The organism is Herpetosiphonaceae bacterium (assembly GCA_036374795.1).
In the GTDB taxonomy this organism is placed as follows: Bacteria; Chloroflexota; Chloroflexia; order Chloroflexales; family Kallotenuaceae; genus LB3-1.
The window spans coordinates 1-19465 of the sequence record DASUTC010000343.1; the positions used below are offsets into that span (position 1 = coordinate 1).

Genomic DNA, 19465 nt, shown 5'->3' on the forward strand with positions numbered 1-19465 from the left:
CGCCACCTCAGGACGAATACCCACCAGGATCGCGGTCGCGCCCAGCAGCCGGAGCGCCTGACCAATGCCGAGCAGCCGCGCGGCGCTCGCCTCGTCCAGCCGCGCGACGCCCGTGATGTCCAGCAGCGCCACCCGCGCCTGCGTGGCGACAACCGTGTCAAGCAGACTTTGCTGCAATCGGTCGAAGCGGCAATCGGTCAGGTGGCCCACGATCGGCGCGACGACCACGCCCTCGATCACCGGAATGACCGGATTTTGAAGCTGCGCCAGGGCCGTCAGCAGCTCCTCGCGCTCGGCGGTGGTGGCTTGCAGATCGGTGAGGAGGTGCTGGAGCGCGGCCCGCTGGGCCTCGATCTCCGCCGTGCGCTGCTCGACCTTCTCCTCCAGGCTGCGGTGCGACGCCGCCAGCTGCTCCGCCATGCTATCGAAGGTTGCCGCGAGCGCGCCGATCTCGTCCCCGCGCTTGCCGATGTTCGATCGCGCGTCGAGGTTGCCGCCTGCCAGCAGCATCGCGCTCTGCGTCAGGCCGCGAATCGGCTCCACCAGATTGCGCCAGAGCAGCCAGCTTACCAGCGACAGCAGCGCCAGCGCCAGGAGCGTCTCGATCAGCACCATGCGCCGGTAGCTGCTCCGTGTTCGGAGCACAACGCTGGTGACGGCCTCCATGTCGCGCTGCAACTCCTGCTCGACCAGCGCCGTCTGCGCCTCGAAGTTCGCCTTGATCGGGCTGATATAGTTCACGAAGCGCAGGCTGGCTGCGTTCCACTGCCTATCTCGCGCCAGCTCAACCAGCCGATCGACTTCACTGGTCAGCGTGGCATGAATCTCGGTCAGCTCACGGACGCGCTGATGCGCGCCGCGCTCATCCAGCACACGCGAGAGCTGCGTCACACTATGCGACACATTGCTGAGCCGGATCTGCAATGGCTTGTCGAGCCAGTCAAGGTAGTGCTGGCCTGTGGCTGAATCGAGGCCGCTGTAGAGTTCCTGGAGATTGGATTGGAGAGCGGAGGCGTGTTGGCTCGCCTCGGCGCTCCCGGCCAGCCGCAGCGAGTTATAGCTGAGTCGCTCTAGCTCCAGCATGCCAAGCGCGATGGCGATCAGCATCAGGCATAGTCCCAGCACGCTCATGCTGGCAAATTTGGTACCAACCTTCAGTCGCATCGAGGCTCCTTGCCGTACACATGGTACGCGGTCGATCGTATCCGACAGTCGCTCATGGCAGCGTCAGCGCTCCCGATCTCGCTTGCTGACAACGCTGTCGTGTGTCTAGATGGTGCCATGGCCGGGCTACAGCCGCAAGATACTTTGGTTAAACTTTTATTACTACAGCCGATCCGTCCATCGAAGCGGTAGCATGGTACCACAGATGCATCCCACAGCCGCGCCGTGCCGATCCATCGATCCGGAGGTGTGCTCCGGCTTTTGACCACGCCGAGATGCTGCAAAAGGCGGATGATCGAGCGGCGGATGGGCCGTAGCATAGCCCGGCACAGCCTTGCTGGAGCTCCATTCTGATGCTTGTTAAGGAAACGATCTATGTCTCGCACCAAACATATCGCGGCGGCAGGTCTGGCCCTGCTGCTGCTCAACGCCTGTGGCGCGGCCAGTCTGCCCTCGGCTCAGCCGTCTATCATCCCGCAGACGACCGCGCCCGCATTGGCTGAGCCTAGCCCCATCGTCTCGCCAGCGGCAACGTCGACGGTAGCTGCGGGATCAGCGGATGGTGGCAGGATCAGCAGCGCCGGTCGGATCGCCTTTGTCTCGGATCGCGACGGCAACCAGGAGATCTATGTGCTGAATGTGGACGGCTCAGGCGAGATCAGGCTCACCGACGCCGCCGCCGCAGACGCCAGCCCGGCATGGTCGCCCGATGGCACGCGCATCGCCTTTATGTCTGCTCGCGACGGCGATCCTGAGATCTATGTGATGCAGGCCGACGGTAGCCAGCAGGTGCGCCTGACGACCGATTCTGGAATCGACACGAATCCGGTCTGGTCGCCGGATGGGACGCAGATCGCGTTTGTCTCGGACCGCGACGGCAACCCCGACATCTTCGTGATGCAGGCGGATGGATCGCAGCCGCGCAACCTGACGCAGCACCCAGAGCGCGACTACGATCCCGACTGGTCGCCGGACGGCACACGGATCGTGTTCGCATCGTATCGGGACACGCCCGCCGATAAGGCTGCCGCCAACGATCTGTATGTGATGCGGGCTGACGGCTCCGAGGTGACGCGGCTGACCAACGATCTCGCGCGCAACACTGCGCCTGCGTACGCACCCGACGGCACACGCATCGTGTTCGAGTACTTCGACGGCGGCGGGATCGTCGACGGCGACATCGCTGGCGGCGACCTTTATGTAGTCAACGCCGACGGCAGCGGCCAGCAGCGGCTCACGGACGACGCGACCGGCGGACGGCTGCCGGACTGGTCGGCGGATGGCACGCGCATCGTGTTCGCCTCGGCGCGTAACGAGACGGCGACGTTCGATCTGTTCACGATGCAGGCCGACGGCTCCGACCCGGTCAGGCTGACAAGCGGAGCGGCTAGCGAGACGGAGCCCGCCTACGCGCCCGCGCCGTAGACGGACGGCCCCACCGCTGCGGGTATTCCCGGCGTGCGCACCGCGTCCAGAACGAATCACGATGCCGGGGAGCGATTCCCCGGCCTCGTGCCAATATAGTCGAGCGCGGCTTGCGCGTTACCGCGATGGTCGCAGGCGGGTCGTGAGGGTTTCCTGATCGGTGTCGCACGTGGGGTACGGAGGATAGGGCGATGGGTAGGAACTGCCCGCGCAGCCGGAGGCAAACGCCTCGATCAGCACGTGGCCTGGAGCAAAGCGACCATTCGTGCCATACAGCGAGATCGTGAACGTGGTGCCCTGCGGGCCGGGGCATGTACCGCTGGTGCTGCCGTATCCATTGATCGTGCTGGTGCGCCCAAGATATTGGGTGGCCCTCAGCGAGACGTAGTACGAGGATGCTTCGGAGCAGGTCACGGTTCCCTGGATCGTCACCTGGCCCGTCTGCGAGTTGACGGTCGCATCGGTGATCGTAACGTCGATTGTAAAGGGTTCTTGTGCGCCGGTTGGTGCGACGGCGAGCGCCATACCGATCACGAGCATACCGACGAGCAGGATGATCGCCTGGAGCAGCCGATTGTGATGCACCTGAGCCATCGAGAGCCTCCTTCCAAGAGCGCCGCGAAGCGCAGAGCGGTGTACGACACGACGTTACGAGAACGCCGTACAGGTAGCAGGTCAGGCTTGTCGTCAGGGGAACGTGGGTAGCGCCGCACCTCCTTTCGGCAATTGTGTAGGCGTATCCATTGTCGCGGTAGGCTATTGTGGGATGTGAGGGTGATGCCTATGATTTTACACAGCCTGCCAAGCAAATCACTGAATTCCGCATGAGGCCGTGCTGTCACGTCGCTGATAGGCAGCCCGGCGTAGTACAATGGTGCAGAGGACGAGGGAGGCGCGTGTGATAGGCAGATCGCTCTGCTTACTGCTGATCGGGCTGGCGCTGGTGGCATGCGCGGCGGCATCCGGGCGCGAGGAGCGGGCTTCCGCGCCTGCGGCGAGCGCCACTCCCGCACCGACGCTATCGTCCACCGCAGCGCCATCGGCAACAGCCACGCCCGCGCCGACGCTATCGCCCACCGCAGCGCCATCGGCGACAGCCACGCCCGCGCCGCCCGCTCCAACCGCTACGATCACGCCGACCATTGCCGCTCAGTGGAGCTACCCGATCGGACAGCCGGGCCACGCGCCGGGCGATGGGTTCTTTATTCGGCACGGCTATAACGTCGAAAATACGTGGTACAACCCCGGCTACTGGCATACGGGCGAGGACTGGTATGCCGTCGAGGGCGATACCGCAGGCGCGACGGTCTATGCGGTCGCCGACGGCGATGTCGTGTATGCCGGGTCGAACTATCCCGGTCGCGTGGTGATCGTCAAACACGCCGACGATCGCTTCTCGATGTACGGCCACCTCGATCCGGCACTCGCCATTGAGCAGGGCCAGCACGTCATACGCGGCGCGCGGCTAGGCACCGTGCTGCGGCGCTCCGACGATGTGCCCAACCACCTGCACTTCGAGATCCGCACCTTTCTGACCAGCGCCGGGATCAACGGGGATCGTCCGCGCTACGGCTTTCGCTGCGGCCCGCAGTGCCCGCCCGGCCCCGGCTACTGGCCGATCGCCGCGCCCGATCTGCCGAATGCCCAGGGCTGGCGCAATCCGACCCACGTGATCGCCCGCCGCGCCTTTCCTGCGGAACCGGCTGGTGCGCTGGGCGAGGTCGTCGTCGCCACGCCGCCTGCCTCACCAGGCGTCACGCTGTGGGCACAGCTTGCCGAGGACGCCACGCCGCAGCAGCCGATCGCTGATGTTGCGCTACAACCCGGCGAGCGATTCGCGCTGCTTGCGGTGCGGGCCGGACCCGAAGCACCGCAGGCGACCGGCGCGGACAGCTATCGGCTGTGGTACCGCGTGCGGCTGCCCGACGGACGCGAGGGCTGGGCGCAGGCAGCGGTGCCCTCCGACTTCGAGACTGGCAGCGACGGACGGGCTGCGACGATCCGGTTCAACTTCTACCCCGTCAGCGCCTCAGACGTAGCAGCGCAGGATCGTGACGGCAGGATCGGGCTGCACGCGGTACGCGCCCAGGCTGGCGGGCAGCACGATCGACTCGCCGAGCCGTAAGCGGCGGGTGCCATCGGCCCAGGCCAGATCAGCCTGCCCTTCGATCACCGTCAGGATCTCAAAGCTCGTCGGCTCCGTAGCGGCCTGCGTCGCCGCCGCAAGCTCCCAGCGCTCCATCGTAAAGTAGGCGCACGCTACCAGCAGCGTACGGCCTTCGCCAAGCGGTTGCGGCGTCACGTCCGGCGGCGGCGCGCCATACTCGATCACATCCAGCGCCCGCTCAAGATGCAGCTCGCGAGGCCGTCCCTGATCGTCGCGGCGGTCGTAGTCGTACACGCGGTAGGTCAGGTCCGACTTCTGCTGGATCTCAAAGAGCATGATGCCCGCGTTGATCGCGTGGACCGTGCCCGCAGGGACGAAAATCGTCGCGCCCGCCGCGACCGGCACGCGCCGCAGCAGATCGAGCAGCGTGCCCTCGCGCACGGCACCGGCGAACGTGGCGCGATCGGTGGGCTGCACAAGGCCGTGGATCACCTCAGCGCCGGGCGTGGCTCGCAGGATATACCAGGCCTCGGTCTTGCCGTGAAAGCCGGTGGCGGCCTCCACCCGGTGCGCGTACTCGTCGTCGGGATGGACCTGGACCGATAGATTGTCGGCGGCGTCGATGAACTTTGCCAGCAGCGGAAACTCAGCGCCGTAGCGCTCGAAGCTGCGCGTGCCGACGAGCGCCGCGCCGTGCTGCGTGACCACTTCGGCGAGAGTCTGCCCGGCCAACGGCCCGTCGGCAATGCGGTTATGCTCGTACACCTGCCACGACTCGGCCAGCTTTGGCGGCGCGTCGCGCAGGCCAAGCCACGGCCCAAGGGTGTCGCCGCCCCAGATTCGGCTATCGAGCCGACGCTCAAGCATCAGTGGTGGAATACTCGACATCCTTCTACGACGAGCCTGCATCGCCCCGATCACGAAGCCAGGCTCGCCCTACTCCTTTCACTCGTACAGACACGAACGTTCCACCGCCGGGCGATACGCGGCGACATTTCAAGAACAGTCCGCAGCATGCTGCGCCAGAGTGTACCATGCTCCGAGCCGTTTGGTGCCGCAGCGCCGATCGCCGCCGGGCCGGGATTGGACAAGGGGAGAGAGCACCATGCCCGCTCCCCCGGCTCATACGCGCACCGCAGCCAGCGATGCTACCGCGTGCTTATCGGGAGGTAGAACTTCTCCGTGAGCGGCGGCAGCACGCGCGGAATGTGCTCATACGCGCCAATATCACAGATCGCCGTGCCGTTCCGATCGCCATCCTGCGGACGAGCCACGCCGCGCTGGTCGGTCGCGGTGCAGCCGCTGGGATCGCCCTTATCGATCGCGGGACTGTTCATCGACAGCGCATGTGTCTCGGTTGGGCCGCCGTTGGGATAGAGCGGGCTAAGCCCGGCATCGACATTGATCAGGTCGCCGAACGCGGTTTTGAGGTTGCAGGTATTGCCGTTGCTTTCGAGGTTATGCCCATCGGATGTGATTGGGCTGACGCTGGTGCTGCTACAGTTACGGCCATTGGCGGACGAGCTTGGCCCGATCAGCGTATTCTTCATCCTGAAGATATTGCCGTTGCGAATGTTGCCGCCATTGCCGCCCGCCCAATTACTGGCGATCGTGCTGCTGGTGATGACCGTGTTGGATTCGGTCGTGGTGCTGTTGGTGCTTTGCATCCCACCGCCATCGCCGCCTGAGCGGTTGCCGCTGATGGTCACGTTGTGCAGGATCATAATACCGACATTGTTAATGCCGCCGCCATCGTCGTCGGCCACGTTGTCGCTGATCGTGCTGTTGTTCATGCGCAGCACGCGCGTATTGTAGATCCCGCCGCCGTCGCCGCCGGTTGCCGTGCTGGTGAAGCGGGCGGTGTTGCCGGTGATCATGCTGTCGTTGATCGTCAGCGTGGAGTCGTTGGCAATACCGCCGCCGCTGCCTTTGGACGTGCCTCGTCTGATCGTCACGCCGGTAATCGTCACGGTGAGATCGATCAGTCCTCGATTGATGTCGCCCACATCCAGCAGCCGGTCTTGGAAGCCTGGTGCCGCCTCGATAAAGGTGTTGTTCGCGCCCGCGCCGATCAGCGCCAGGTCTTGCAGGATGTCGATGTCGCCGCTGGCCGTCAGGCTTAAGGCGTATGTTCCTGCGGGCAGGATCACGGTGTCGGCTCCGGCGAGCGTGTTCGCCTCCAGAATCGCGGCGCGCAGCGTACAGACACCATTGCCGGGCGCAGTTTCGCACACGCCGTTGCCAGCGCTCGCATCTGCGGCGTCGGCGGTGCTGTTAACAGTAAACGTCGTGGCGGCGTACGTGGGGGACGTGCCTCCAAAGCTCCCGATTGCGAGCAGAACGGCTAAGAAGCCAGTAAGCATGGGATAATGTTTCATGTTAAACCTCGTATCCCTCTTCGTGCCATGAGACTGAGCGCCTACAGGCGTACTGCTGTGAGAAGTCGGCCTGATGCGGGATGAACCGCGCCGTTCCTCCACTACTTCCTACCCCAGCCCGCTGGCGCTGGCTGAGTCCGACGTTTCCTCTACACCGCTGACAGCACCTCACCCGCTCGATTCTGTCCTCCTTGTTTCGAGTTTCCGGTTCCTGGCTATCCGGTTGTTCCTTTGTCCGCTTGTTCCTTCGTTTTGTTCTTTGTTCTCCGTCCGACTAGTTCGCGTCGCTGCGCACGTCAGCCTCGCGATTGTCGTAGATCCGGTTGGCTTCTCGCGAAACGTCGGGAGCGGGGTCGGCGTTGAGATAGACCCCGACGGTATTGCCAAAGATCTGATTGCCGCCGCCGATCTGATTGCCTGCGCTCTTGACATAGATGCCATAGCGCGCGTTGTGGCTGACCGTGTTGCCCTGGAGCAGGGTCTTCGTCGCGCCACTGTAGAGGAAGATCCCATCCTCGCGGTTATCGTGGACACGATTGGCCTCCACCAGCGTATCGGTCGCATCCTGGCCCACGCCGATGCCGACCTCGGCGTTGTCGTAGACCGTGTTGTCGCGGATCGTGGTGCGCGTGGAGTCGTTGACGTTGATCCCCTGCTGCCCGTTGGCGTAGCTCGTATTGCCCTCCACGAGGTTATTGTTCGAGCGCTGGTAGATCACGATGCCGTGCAGCGCATTGGCGTAGACCGTGTTATTGCGGATGATGTTGTCATCGCATGTTTCGGCGAGGATGATGCCGTGCTTGCCGTTATGATGCGACACGTTGCGCTCGATCAGCAGCCGGTTCGAGCGCGTGTGCGGATCGATGCCGTAGCGCACGCTGTGATGGACCTCGTTGCCGCGAATCACCAGATCCGACGCCTCGTAGGTGTACAGTCCATAAAAGTTGTAGCCGAGATAGCTGTCGATCAGCTCGCCGGTGGTGCCCGCAAGCCGCCACGCCACCCCGTACGACTGATCCGCGTCGTAGCCGAGGTAGCTTAGCTCAGCACCGCGAATGTCCATGCGCGCGCCGTCACGAGCCAGCACGAAGCTGCGTCCGTTGGCATGGTGCTGATCGTAGGTGTTGCGCGCGCTATCCCACGAGGTCACGCACGTCCCGACGATCTCCAGCCGCCCGCCGAGCACTTTGATCGCGATAAAGCCCTCGTCATCGCTGCGCAGCTTCAGCCGCCGGACCTCCGGCGCGGCGATGCGTAGGGCCGCGCTGCGCTCGACCACCAGATTGGCCGACAGCAGCCACTCGCCCGGCGTCGACTCGCGCACCGCCTGAGGCTGGGCCACGGCCCGGCTGATCGCCGTGAGCGTGACCCACTCGCCGCCGCGCAGCGTGATCGTGTTGGAATCGTCGTCGTAGCGCACATCCACCGCTGTCGCCTCCTGCGCCGCCGATGCCGCTGGCGCACGGTCGCGCCGATCCGCGCATGGCCGCTCAGCGCTGCTGGTCGATGGCGCGGCAGACGGCGTTGTCATGGACGAGACTGGCGGCGGCGAGGCCGTCTGTAGGCGCGCCACGGAGCCGCAGCCGACGAGCACAAGGCCCGCCAGCCACACCAGGCCGACCCGGCGCATGCGCCCGGCGGTATCACGATAGGACTGGCTCCGTCGATCAAGCATCTTGCTCCCGTCGAAGGCAGCGCCAGAGCGCCGCTTCCAGCTACCCGCCGTGCTTGCTCAGCCACGCCACGATCTCGCCGCGATCCGCCGCGTCGGGCACCAGGCGCAGATAGCTCCTGAACGCGACGATCGCCGCCCGGTTATTGCCCAGCTTGCGCTCGGCCAGCCCGACGCCCTGATACGCCGCTCCGTTGGCCGGATCTGCCTCCAGCACCGCGCGGAAGTTGGCGACCGCCCGGCGGTACTGTCCCAGGCTGTAGCGCACTTTCCCGGCATACAGATACAGCTCGGCGGGTGCCGCGCCCGTGCTGAGCGCCTCGCGGATCAGCGCCAGCGCCTCTTCGGCTTTGCCCTGCGCTTCGAGCAAGGCCGCCTGTCGCAGGATCACGCGCGTATCGTCCGGCTGGAGCGTCCTGACGCGCTCAAGATCGGCCTGCGCCTCGGCAAACGCGCCCTGGTGCTGGAGCAGCCGCGCCCGCATCGAGAGCGCGCTCGCGTTATCCGGCTGGAGCTTCACCACCGCGTCGATGTCCGCGAGCGCCTGATCGGTCCGGGCGTATAGCTCGTAGAAGCGGCCCCGTGTGAGCAGCGCCTGCACATTCGTCGGCTCGACCGTCAGCGCCCGATCGAAGTCGCGGAGCGCAGCGTCGGGCTGTCCCTGATCCTCGTAGATACGGCCACGCACCAGCAGCGTGGCAACATCGTCGGGCCGCAGCGCGAGGGCACGATCCAGATCGGCAAGGCTTTCTGCGATCGTGCCCTGCTCGGCGTAGATCCGGCCACGGGCCGCAAAGACGCGCGGATTGTCGGTGCCGAGCGCCAGCGCCGCATCGAAGTGCTGAAGCGCCAGATCGGTATTGTTCTGGATCGCCGCCAGCAGCCCCAGCTCGATATAGCCGTCATCCGCATCCGGCGCGACGACCGTCGCCTGCCTGAAGTCACGCTCGGCGTTTTCCAGGTCATCCATCGCGCGGAAGGCCCGACCGCGCGCGATATAGGCTGTCTTGTCGTCGGGGCGCAGCTCGATCAGCCGGGCATAATCGTCGATTGCCGCCGCGTAGGCTCGTCGCTGCATCAGCAGCTCGGCGCGCTCGGCCAGCGCCGCCTGGTTATCGGCCTCCAGACGTAGCGCCTGGTCGAGGTCGCGCAGCGCGGCCTCGGCGCGGCCCAGCCTGTGCTGCGCCCGCGCCCGCGCCAGATAGGCATACGCATTCTGCCGATCGAGCCCGATAGCGGTGTTCAGCGCGGCGATGGATTCCTCGACCTGCTGACTGGCCGCGTACACGTCGGCTTGCGCCAGATACACTGCCGCCGAACGGGGATCTCGCCGCTGGACCTCGTGCAGATCGGCGAGCGCCGCAGCGTACTGCCGCGCATTGAGCCGCACCTTTGCCCGGCGAAAGTAGGCGGCGCTGTCGTCGGGGTTGCGCCCGATCACGCTGGATAGGCTTGCGTCGGCTTTGTCGTACTCCTTGCGCCGGTCGTACAGCACGCTCAGCCGAAGATGGACCCAATCCAGGGCGGGGTTGAGCGCGACGGCGCGCACATAATCGGCGATCGCCTGATCGGTCGCGCCGCGCTGCTCGTACTCGCTGCCGCGCTGGGCTACGAGATGCGCGCTCTGCGGCTGAAGTTCGACCGCCCGGCTGAGATCCGCCAGCGCGCCATCGGCGTCGCTCGCCCGCCTGCGCACATCGCTGCGCAGCAGCAGCCCGCCGACGTTATCCGGCTGCAAGGCCAGCAGGCGATCGAGATCGGCGCGCGCCCGCTGGTGCGAGTTAAGATTTTTGTAGTAGCGCGCCCGATCCAGCAGGTAGCTCGGCTGATCCGGCTGTAGCCGCAGCAGCGCAGTGAGATCGTCGACCGCCGCCTGCCACGCGCCAAGCTGGGCCGACGAGTCGGCCCGCGCCACCAGCGCCGCAACATTGTTCGGATCGAGGGCCAGCGCGGCGTTGAGATCGCCTATCGCGCTGCCGGGCTGTCCCAGCCGCAGGTAGCTCAGGCCGCGCGCCAGATAGCCCGACACATCCTGTGGATTGAGCGCGATGTAGCTGGAGAAGTCCGGCAGCGCGCGCGCGTGCCGGTTGAGCTTCTGGAGCGCATACCCGCGATTCAAGAGCGAGTGCGCGTCGTTGCGATTGAAGCGCAGTGCCCAGCCGTAGCTGCCGATCGCGGCCTCGAACGACTGTGCCTGATACTGGCGGTCGGCGCGAGCGACGAAGAACTTATTGGTGCTGACTGAGCCTACCTGGAAAAACATCAGGCACAGCAGCCCGCCGATCGTCGCAAAGCTGACGAGCGTGACCGCGCGGCCCAGCTTCGAGACGCGATCGACGGCGGGACGCTCGTACAGCTTAATTGGCGCATGGTCGGATGTTGATTGCATTCACGTTCCACATTCTACGTTTCTGAGTGAGGCCAGCACCACGCCCAGTGTGTACGACCCCGGCGTCGCGGCGCTCGGCCCGGTATGCTCTGTTCTGCGCCCAAAGGATGCTAAGGCCGCACGACCGGCAGGTAGAAATGCTTCAGTTGCGGCTGGCTGGGACAGTTGCTCCCCTTGGCAACGCCAAACGTGATCGGGCTGCCGTAGCCGCCGCTGTACGAAAAGTTGATTCGTCCGCTGTCGTTGGCGGTAAACGTGCCAAGCACCGCGCTATTCGCCGTAACAGTGAAGCACTGGCCGGTCTGGAGATTCCCGACGCTATGCGCAACCGCGCCGCCCGTCGTGCCGGATGTCTCCGTCCAGCTTTTGCCGAAGGGAGCGGCGTTCTGCCACATCGTCGGCGCGACCGAGATCGTGCCCGCACCCGGCATCACCGCCAGATCGAGCGTCGTGATCAGCTCGCTGGTGCCGGAGTTGTCGGTGTTCAGCGTCAGCGTGGAGGCGCCCTTGCCCGCGTCGGTGCGCAGACCCGTCTCAGGCAGCGACCAGATCCGATGCCGCGTATCCTCCAGCCGCGTCGTGCTGTACCGGTCGTGGTTGATGGTGATCGTCTTGCCGACCTCGCCGTCACGCACGATCGTCGATGCCGCGAGCGACGGCAGGCCGATGGTGTTAACGTGCGTCAGCAGCGACGCGCTGAACATGGTATTCGCCGCGATGTTGCCCACGCCATACTCGAACTCAAAGCCGGTGTTGGGACCGCTTACCGCGTTCGAGTCGAACAGATTGCTGGAGGCATCGTCGATTTTCAGCACCGGCGTTTTGTAGCCGGTCATCTGGTTGTTGCGGAAGATATTGTTCTTGGGACGACCATCGCCCGGCTCGGTCGGCAGATCGGAGCCCTGGTACGTGTAGACGACATAGCCGTGGCCGGTGCCGCTGGCGGATAGCCCGATCAGCGTGTTGTCCTCGATCAGGTTGCCCGACGCGCCCACGCTCAGCCGCACGGCGGCGGTCCCGTTGTTGCGCACGACGTTATTGCGCACGATCGAGCTATGCGAGTCGAAGATCGCGATGCCGGCCTCGCGGTTGTCGGCGCTGATATTGTTCTCGATCCGCGCCTGATCGACGCGGCGGTGAATCATGATCCCGTGCCGGTTGCGCAGCACCTCATTGTTCGTGATCACGATGTTGCTGCAATAGATCGAGCAGATCACGCCGTGGTTGCCGTTATCGAAGAAGCGGTTATTCGATATCAGCAGCGAGTCGGAGTCGTCGTGCGGATCGAGGCCGTACTGGATGTTGCCCTCGAAGAGGTTGCCCGTCCAGTTCATGCAGTAGCCGCCATAGGTGTACGCGCCAAAGTAGTTGTGCCGGAACGTGCTGCCGCTGCCGTTGCCGAAGATATCGACCATCGCGTAGAGCTGACGGCCCGGGGGCGGCGCGTCGCTGGGATCGCTCGGATCGAGCTTGTAGTACACCTTCCAGATCAGGCCATACGATTCGGGAGCGTTGTAGCCCAGGTACGCGATCTCGGAGTTGAGCACGTTCATGCGCGCCTCGTAGGGCTCGCGCGTGCCGCCGTTAACCGAGCAGGCTGTCGGCGGCGCTGTCAGACGCCCCTTGGTCAGCACCGAGCGCGCGGCAATATAGGCCCGACCGCCGGAGCCGTCAGGCGCGACCGCGTAGTCCATATCGAACGTGTTGCGCGCGGCATCCCACGACGTAACGCGGGTATTCTCAATGGTAATCGTGCCATTCTCGGCGCGTAGCCACACCGCGCCGCTGTCGTCGCTGCGCAGCCGCAGCCAGTTGACATCGCCGCCCTCACCAATCACGTTGAGCGTCGCGCCCTCCTCGACTTTGAGGCTGACCTTGAGCAACCAGATCTTCCTGGCCGCATCGACCAGCTCCAGCTTGCTGGTATCGCCCAGCGCCTCCGCCACATGCGACAGCGTGAACGTCTGGCCGCAGCCCTCAAGATGGATCACGCCATCGGAGGTATAGCGCACCCGCCGCGTCGGCCAGCCCAGACAGTCGCCTGCCGCCGCCACACGCTGCTCGCCGTCGGGCGTGCCCTGACGTGTATCGCTGCCCGCCGGAGCGCCGTCCACCCGATCCCAGGCGGCGGCACGACCGGGCGCGATCTCGCCATCCTCGTCGATGCCGCTGATCGCGGCGGAAACCTGCGCGGGCACGAGCGGTGCGCTGCTGGCGGGCAGCACGACGATGATCATGCATGTCAGGCTCGACAACGCCGACCAAGCGCGACGCCGCCAGCCGTGGCGAAATGGCGAGTACACCACTGTCTTCTCCTTGCGATGGCTGCTATTACAGAAACACAGACCCTTGGCGGACAAGCACTCATGCGATTCTGCGTCAGAGCAGGGAATCTTTGGGGTACACCCTGGCCCGGAGGGCACCCGCCCCGGCCTGTCGGCGCACACGCACCAGAGCCAACCAGCAGCAGCCAACCCGATGTGTGTCCTATCAATGTGTTGCAGCCGAGCACGGACGACGCAGCAGACGTGCATCTTCCCGGCAATTGGATGCGGCGGATGATGGCCTAGGCGCTGGCCTTGCCCTCCTGGGCGGCCTCGCTGATCCGCTCGACCTTGCCGTCGACGACAGCGACCGCGCGCGTCAGCCATTTATGCTCGTTAAGCGTACACAGTGCGTAGAGCTTGATCAGTGACATGTAGTAGGTGATTACCAGAAACAACGGTAAAATCAGCCAGTCGGCGGGCTTGCGCCGCAGATGCGGCCAGATCTTGAGCGCCCTGCTGCACAGCCACCAGGCGAGCAGCGCCAGCGCGAGCTGCCAGTTGCCGATGATCAGCGCCAGCGCCAGGATCACCGGCCCGACCAGCAGGGTGAACGGCGCAACGGTCTTGTCGATCAGCATGATCGCAAGATAGGGATAGCGCCAGACCCAGCCCTGCCAGAGCGCCCGCAGATCGCTGCGAAAGCTATTGCGGCTCCAGCGGATGCGCTGCTTGCGAAAGCCCTGAAAGTCGGGCTTGAACGTCGAGTAGACCTGTGCGTCGAGCTGATTCCAGGTGCGATACCCGCTCTGCAAGACCAGGCAGGTGTAGCGCTTGTCATCGCCGCTCATACAGGGCCGTCCGTTGAAGGTTTCGTTCAGGAACGGCTCGCGCAGGCTTTTGAGCAGCTTGGTGCGATAGGCCGCCGTCCGGCCCGAAAGACAGCTCACCGCGCGGCCCACCAGCGTCGTCGCGGGCACCTCGTCGGCGTACCGAATATCGAGATAGATGTCGGCCAGGCGCTCCCAGATCGTGGCGCGCACGCCATCGCTGGGATACATGTTTTGCCGCGTCCCGACGCCGCCGATCGCAGGATCGGCAAAGGGCATTTTGAGCTTCCGCAGCACATCGGGCTCCCAGATCACATCGCTATCCACCAGCACCACAAGCTCGGTCGTGGTCGCATCCACGCCCACCGACAGCGCCGGACGCTTGCCCGGAAGATCGATCAGGATCACGTCGATCTGCGGATATTCATTCAGCGCAATCTCGATGCAGACGGTATCGGTCATGTCGATCACCGCGATGATCCGATCGGGCTGGTTGGCAAGCCACGAGTCGAGCGCCCGGCGAAAGAGCGCGGGATCTTCCTTGTATACCGGCGTGACGATCGTCGCAGTTGTATCGTAGTCGTTGCGGATCGGTCGATAAAAAAGCGCCGGAATACGCTTGAACAGCCACATTGCCCAGCGGACCATACCCAGCGTGCCGATCGGGATCAGCAGCGCCGAGTTCGCCAAAGCAGCAACAACTGCATTCAAAAAATCCATGTCACCGCGCGGTCCTTGCCTGGTTTTGCATAAGATGCGCCGAGGTGGAGGTCATCCCTCAGCCTACGTCCACAACCGCCGGGCTACAAAACGACCTGCCGTGGGGCGCTGACCTCGATCACCAGCTCTTCGCCACGGGCAGCGGCTTCGTCGCGCGTGCGCACGGCCTCCAGCACATCGTCGATCTGGTCGGGTGAGGCCGCCGCCGGAACCTGTGCCGCGAGACGCTGATTGACCTTGATCGCGGCCTCCAGCAGCAGATGGCTCCAGCCGTTCTCCTGAACGAACTGCATGAACGCGACCGTGTCTTTGGGCAGGCACGCGCCGCCGTAGGGCACGCCGCCGCGCGTGCCGTAGAGCGGATTCCACATGCTCTCCGCGCTGCGGGCCACGGTCGCGCCGACGATGTTGCTGTCGATGCCGAGCTGCTGGCAGATAGCGTGAACTTCGTTGAAGTAGCTGATCTTGAGCGCGTTATAAATGTTGTTGACATACTTGATCATTTCCGCCTCGGTGGGCGTGCAGCGGACGATCAGCGCGCCGAAGGGCGTGTACAGCGTGTCGAGGATCTCGGTCGTCCGCCGATCGTTCGAGCCGATCACCGTAATCCACGGACGGGCAAAGTCCTGCTCGTTGTTGACGGCGCGCAGGAATTCGGGGTTCATCGCCAGGCCAAAGTCGATCCCGTTCTGCTTGCCGGAGGCGCGCTCCAGGATCGGAGCGATGCGGCGCTCGGTGGTGGTGGGCGGCACCGTGCTGCGCACGACCACGGTGATATAGTTCCTGGTCTTCGCCAGGCCAAGGCCAACATCCAGCGCCGCCGCCTCGATATAATCGAGAATGATCTTGCCCTCGACGCTCGGCGTGGAAACCGCCAGCATCACCACGTCGACCGTATCCCAGTCGACTTCGGTGACGGTCATCGCGTGCAGGCCCTCGGCGCGCAGCCTGGCAATCGTCTGAGGATTGATGTCGACGTAGCTGACGGTATGCCCCTTCTTGGCAAACCCTTTGCCGGTGGCCTGGCCGACGACACCAGAGCCAATGATGAGAATCCGTGCCATCGAGTCGTCCTCCTTCCGCAATCCACAAGGTTATACGAAACTTCTTCAGTTCCTTGCGCAAGACAACGGCTGGGGCAATCGCCGACGTTTTGGATCACTAACAGGACTCGAATGCCCAAGATCTGCTGGTGCGCGATAGCAGTCAGGGGGCCATAACCGCTATCTGGGTTGCCAGGACGATGAGAACTTGAGTAGTTGCTAGGATGACGAGAAAACTTGAATAATGGGTGCGTGGTAGTACTTTGGATGGGATGCTGCAACTACTACAACGCTACAAATCCGACAAAGTTACGCCGTATTTACCCACATTTGTATTTCTTTTCGGAAAGTTGTCTGGCACTGGCCGGATTCATGGCGCTGTGAGGCGGTAATAGGCCGTATCCGGGGCGTGTGGCATAGGCTCTGCAACGCCAATCCAACGGCTCATCGCCGTAGGAGTCTGGTTTAGGTACTACGGTAGTACCTTTACTAAAGTTCTACCGAATTAACCGTGCAGCGTAACTTTTTCTTCTGCTATCGCGTTGTAGTAGCTAACCCAGGATGATCTTTCCGTTAATTGCTTGTTATCGTTTGGTTAAGCGACGCTCAACCGCTCACGTGGCGTTCTCGCTAGCGACCTTACGATCGCGCCTCCGCCGCACCACTCCCAAGCGCGATCCACGTACTCGCCCATCGTGCATTCGTCAACGCCCATGTAGGCTTAAGGGACATGTTGGGAAAACTCTGCATGCGCTCCTGCATCAGCAGGAGCCAGCGGAATGATCCGGGGACGGCCCCGGACCCTGCCTTCGAGCTTCGAGTCCTGAGTGCTCCTTGGTTCTTAGTTCTCGATTCTCACTTTGTTCTTGGTTGTTGGCTCTTTCGCCCTCACGCCAGAGGAGGACAGGTGCCGATGGGAATCACCGCCGCTCATCTTGTGAGCTTCTTCCTGCATTTCGCCGCCGACCTGCTGGTTATTGCGATCGTCGCGTTCATGATCTACTTCCGGCGACACTCGCGGCGCGACCTGCTGATGGCCTACACCTCGTTCAACGTCGGGCTGTTCCTGGTGATGACCGTGATCTCGGTCGAGGAGACTGGCCTCGGCGTGGGCTTCGGGCTGTTCGCGATCCTCTCGATCATTCGCATCCGCAGCGAGGAGTTCAGCAACACCGAGCTGGCGTACGCCTTTGTGGTGCTGGTGATCGCCCTGGTCAACGCCTTTGGCGTCGCCAAGGCCGCGCCCACCACACTCGACGTGATCTTCGTGCTGCTGCTGAACGGCGTGGCGGTGCTGGTCGTGTACGTCATGGATCACCCGCGCCTGCTGCGGCGGGTCGGACGGCAGCAGATTACGCTGGATCGGATTCATCCTAACGACCAAAGCCTGCGCGCCGACCTTGAGCATCGGCTGAATGTTCGGGTGCTGGACTACGCGATTACCCACGTCGATTACGTGCGTGAGATCACCGTGCTCAACGTGCGCTATGCCACGGAGGGGTGATGCTGCCGGGATAGGGAGGATGATGTGCCTGAGCAGATGGCGACGATCACCGCGCAGTTCGATCCGATCTCGCTGGCGGAGATCAACCGGCGCGCGGCGCTCCAGAGACGCGCCGACAACAAGTATTTCCTGCCGTGGACGGTCTTCCTGCGCTTTGCCGCCAGGCTGCGCAAGACCCATCTCGTGCTCGACATCGACGGGCAGCGCTGCTTCACCTACGACACGCAGTACTTCGATACGCCGACTCTGGACTGTTACTGGGCGCATGTGCAGGGCCGACGCAAGCGGTTCAAGTGCCGCAGCCGACGCTATGTGGACAGCGACCTGTGCTTCTTCGAGCTGAAGCTGAAAGGAGGCCGTGGCGAGACAGTCAAGTACAAGATGGGCTATGGCGAGACGGAGTGCCAGACGGTGACACCTGCGGCAGCCGACTTCCTGCGGGAGCGCCTCCGCGCCGACTATGGCCTGGTCTTCTCGCATCCGCTGCTGCCGACCGTGCGCACGCACTACCAGCGCGTCACGCTCATGGCCCAGGCGTCCATGGAGCGCATCACCTGCGATTTCAATCTGGCCTTCGCGCTCGATCAGCGCTGGCAGGGCCAGATGGCACCCGACTATGTGCTGGTCGAGACGAAATCGGAGCGCGGGCGCGGCACGGCGGATCAGCTCCTCTGGCATCTGGGAGTGCGACCAGCCTCCGGAAGTAAATATTGCCTGGGCCTGAGCCTGGTTCGGCCTGATCTGCGCAGCAACCCGTTCCAGCAAGCGCGCAAGAGTTACTTCATGCATTATGTCGAGCCGCAGGTTGACTGGCTACCCACCAGGAGCGTCGTCCTGCCCGCGCGTATCGCCGTCGATGCGCTCACATCGCTGCCTGACACAACGCACTGATCGCGTACACGCCACATACGCAATCTCAGGTGCGTCCGCACGACCAACCGATGCCCCCCGTCAACATAGGAGCGGCATATGTCTTCACTAACCACGCCGTGGCTAGCTCATGTCTCCGTGTCCGCTGCTCGCAGGCGGCACGCGGCAGCCAGATTCACGCCGATTCTCGTCCTCGTGCTGGTCCTGCTCTGGTCGAGCGCCGCGCCGTACTTTGCCATAGCGCAAACGTCGGCGGTCGCTGCTCCTGCCTTCAGCGCGCGGCGCGGCTTCTACAGCGGCCCGTTTCAATTGGTCCTGAGCAGCAGCACCTCCGGCGCGACGATACGCTACACGCTCAACGGCAGCACGCCCGGCCCCAGCAGCGGCACGATCTACGGCGGGCCGCTCGCGATCTCGACGACAACCGTGGTGCGCGCCGTCGCCTATACGTCCAGCTCGATCAAGTCGCCGGTGGTGACGCACACCTATATCTTTCTCGCCAGCGTGCGCAATCAGCCGGATACGCCGCCGCCGGGCTGGCCCTCGACCTTCGCCGCAGCCGACGAGTACGGCAGCTACCCAGCCGATTACGCGATGGACCCTGAGGTGCTGAGCCATCCCAGCAACAGCGCCAAATTCGATCCGGTAATGAAGTCGCTGCCCTCGCTCTCGATCGTCACCGATCTGCCGAACTTGTGGGACCCTGCGACGGGCATCTACTACAATCCCAACGCCAAGGAGCCCTACACGACCGACCCGCTGGGCACGAAGTGGGAGCGTCCGATCTCGCTTGAGTGGATCAGGCCGGATGGCAGCACCGGCTTTGCGGCCTACGGCGGCATGCGCATCCACGGCCAGGCCAGCCGTCGGCCACATCGCCAGCCGAAAAAGAGCTTCCGCGTCTACTTCAAAGCCTCGTACGGCACCTCCAAGCTCGACTTCCAGCTCTTCGATCACGACGATCCGGTCGCAAAGTTCGACCGGCTGGTCCTGCGCAACGGCGGCAACCGCGTCTGGTCGTACTTCGACCGCGATCAGCGGCGCGAGGCCGACTATATCAACGACGAGTGGGCGCGGCGCGTCTGGCTCCAGATGGGCC

14 protein-coding genes are annotated in these 19465 nt (G+C 64.0%); 5 read left to right on the top strand and 9 right to left on the bottom strand.

What is annotated here, in order from left to right; genetic code table 11:
* Positions 1–1164: HAMP domain-containing protein (locus VFZ66_26555; protein HEX6292774.1), on the bottom strand; the 1164-nt coding region annotated here is incomplete at its 3' end.
* Positions 1165–1539: 375 nt separating this feature from the next.
* On the opposite strand from VFZ66_26555, the gene VFZ66_26560 reads away from it, so the two are divergent.
* Positions 1540–2589, top strand: coding sequence for a hypothetical protein (locus tag VFZ66_26560; protein HEX6292775.1), 1050 nt, complete (start codon positions 1540–1542; stop codon positions 2587–2589).
* Between the two features lie 117 nt (positions 2590–2706).
* On the opposite strand, the gene VFZ66_26565 is transcribed toward VFZ66_26560, so the two are convergent.
* Complete coding sequence (locus VFZ66_26565) at positions 2707–3183, bottom strand: hypothetical protein (GenBank protein ID HEX6292776.1); 477 nt, start codon at positions 3181–3183, stop codon at positions 2707–2709.
* 304 nt (positions 3184–3487) lie between these two features.
* Here VFZ66_26565 and VFZ66_26570 point away from each other — a divergent pair, with 304 nt between their 5' ends.
* A complete protein-coding gene (locus tag VFZ66_26570) occupies positions 3488–4714 on the top strand; it encodes a peptidoglycan DD-metalloendopeptidase family protein (protein ID HEX6292777.1) in 1227 nt (408 codons plus the stop codon).
* On the opposite strand, the gene VFZ66_26575 is transcribed toward VFZ66_26570, so the two are convergent.
* The 7 genes from VFZ66_26575 to VFZ66_26605 form a co-directional block, all read right to left on the bottom strand.
* Positions 4619–5584, bottom strand: coding sequence for a type I phosphomannose isomerase catalytic subunit (locus tag VFZ66_26575; protein ID HEX6292778.1), 966 nt, complete (start codon positions 5582–5584; stop codon positions 4619–4621). The two genes, VFZ66_26570 and VFZ66_26575, sit on opposite strands and share 96 nt — an antisense overlap.
* Before the next feature lie 260 nt (positions 5585–5844).
* Positions 5845–7074 (bottom strand): choice-of-anchor Q domain-containing protein, encoded by a 1230-nt coding sequence (locus VFZ66_26580; GenBank protein ID HEX6292779.1) that lies wholly within the window; start codon positions 7072–7074, stop codon positions 5845–5847.
* A gap of 274 nt (positions 7075–7348) precedes the next feature.
* Positions 7349–8749: a right-handed parallel beta-helix repeat-containing protein gene (locus VFZ66_26585; protein ID HEX6292780.1), complete on the bottom strand. Its 1401-nt coding sequence runs from the start codon at positions 8747–8749 to the stop codon at positions 7349–7351.
* A gap of 40 nt (positions 8750–8789) precedes the next feature.
* Positions 8790–11135 carry a tetratricopeptide repeat protein gene (locus tag VFZ66_26590; GenBank protein HEX6292781.1) on the bottom strand — a complete coding sequence of 782 codons (2346 nt, stop codon included), beginning with the start codon at positions 11133–11135 and terminating at the stop codon, positions 8790–8792.
* Positions 11136–11245: 110 nt separating this feature from the next.
* Positions 11246–13438 carry a right-handed parallel beta-helix repeat-containing protein gene (locus VFZ66_26595; GenBank protein ID HEX6292782.1) on the bottom strand — a complete coding sequence of 731 codons (2193 nt, stop codon included), beginning with the start codon at positions 13436–13438 and terminating at the stop codon, positions 11246–11248.
* 263 nt (positions 13439–13701) lie between these two features.
* A complete protein-coding gene (locus tag VFZ66_26600; protein HEX6292783.1) occupies positions 13702–14949 on the bottom strand; it encodes a glycosyltransferase in 1248 nt (415 codons plus the stop codon).
* A gap of 83 nt (positions 14950–15032) precedes the next feature.
* A complete protein-coding gene (locus tag VFZ66_26605; GenBank protein HEX6292784.1) occupies positions 15033–16013 on the bottom strand; it encodes an NAD(P)-binding domain-containing protein in 981 nt (326 codons plus the stop codon).
* An 892-nt stretch (positions 16014–16905) separates the two neighbouring features.
* Between VFZ66_26605 and VFZ66_26610 the strand changes: the two genes are divergently transcribed.
* The 3 genes from VFZ66_26610 to VFZ66_26620 all read left to right on the top strand — a co-directional run.
* Entirely contained in the window at positions 16906–17496 is a 591-nt protein-coding gene (locus tag VFZ66_26610; GenBank protein HEX6292785.1) for a DUF4956 domain-containing protein, read from the top strand.
* Positions 17497–17520: 24 nt separating this feature from the next.
* On the top strand, positions 17521–18387 hold the full coding sequence (locus tag VFZ66_26615) for a polyphosphate polymerase domain-containing protein (GenBank protein HEX6292786.1): 867 nt from the start codon (positions 17521–17523) through the stop codon (positions 18385–18387).
* A gap of 78 nt (positions 18388–18465) precedes the next feature.
* The coding region (locus VFZ66_26620) for a chitobiase/beta-hexosaminidase C-terminal domain-containing protein (protein HEX6292787.1) at positions 18466–19465 on the top strand (1000 nt) is incomplete at its 3' end.

Coding starts and splice junctions, on each gene's coding strand:
- VFZ66_26560 (HEX6292775.1), top strand. CDS start 1,540: ATGTCTCGCACCAAACATATCGCGGCGGCAGGTCTGGCCCTGCTGCTG.
- VFZ66_26565 (HEX6292776.1), bottom strand. CDS start 3,183: ATGGCTCAGGTGCATCACAATCGGCTGCTCCAGGCGATCATCCTGCTC.
- VFZ66_26575 (HEX6292778.1), bottom strand. CDS start 5,584: ATGTCGAGTATTCCACCACTGATGCTTGAGCGTCGGCTCGATAGCCGA.
- VFZ66_26580 (HEX6292779.1), bottom strand. CDS start 7,074: ATGAAACATTATCCCATGCTTACTGGCTTCTTAGCCGTTCTGCTCGCA.
- VFZ66_26585 (HEX6292780.1), bottom strand. CDS start 8,749: ATGCTTGATCGACGGAGCCAGTCCTATCGTGATACCGCCGGGCGCATG.
- VFZ66_26590 (HEX6292781.1), bottom strand. CDS start 11,135: ATGCAATCAACATCCGACCATGCGCCAATTAAGCTGTACGAGCGTCCC.
- VFZ66_26600 (HEX6292783.1), bottom strand. CDS start 14,949: ATGGATTTTTTGAATGCAGTTGTTGCTGCTTTGGCGAACTCGGCGCTG.
- VFZ66_26605 (HEX6292784.1), bottom strand. CDS start 16,013: ATGGCACGGATTCTCATCATTGGCTCTGGTGTCGTCGGCCAGGCCACC.
- VFZ66_26610 (HEX6292785.1), top strand. CDS start 16,906: ATGGGAATCACCGCCGCTCATCTTGTGAGCTTCTTCCTGCATTTCGCC.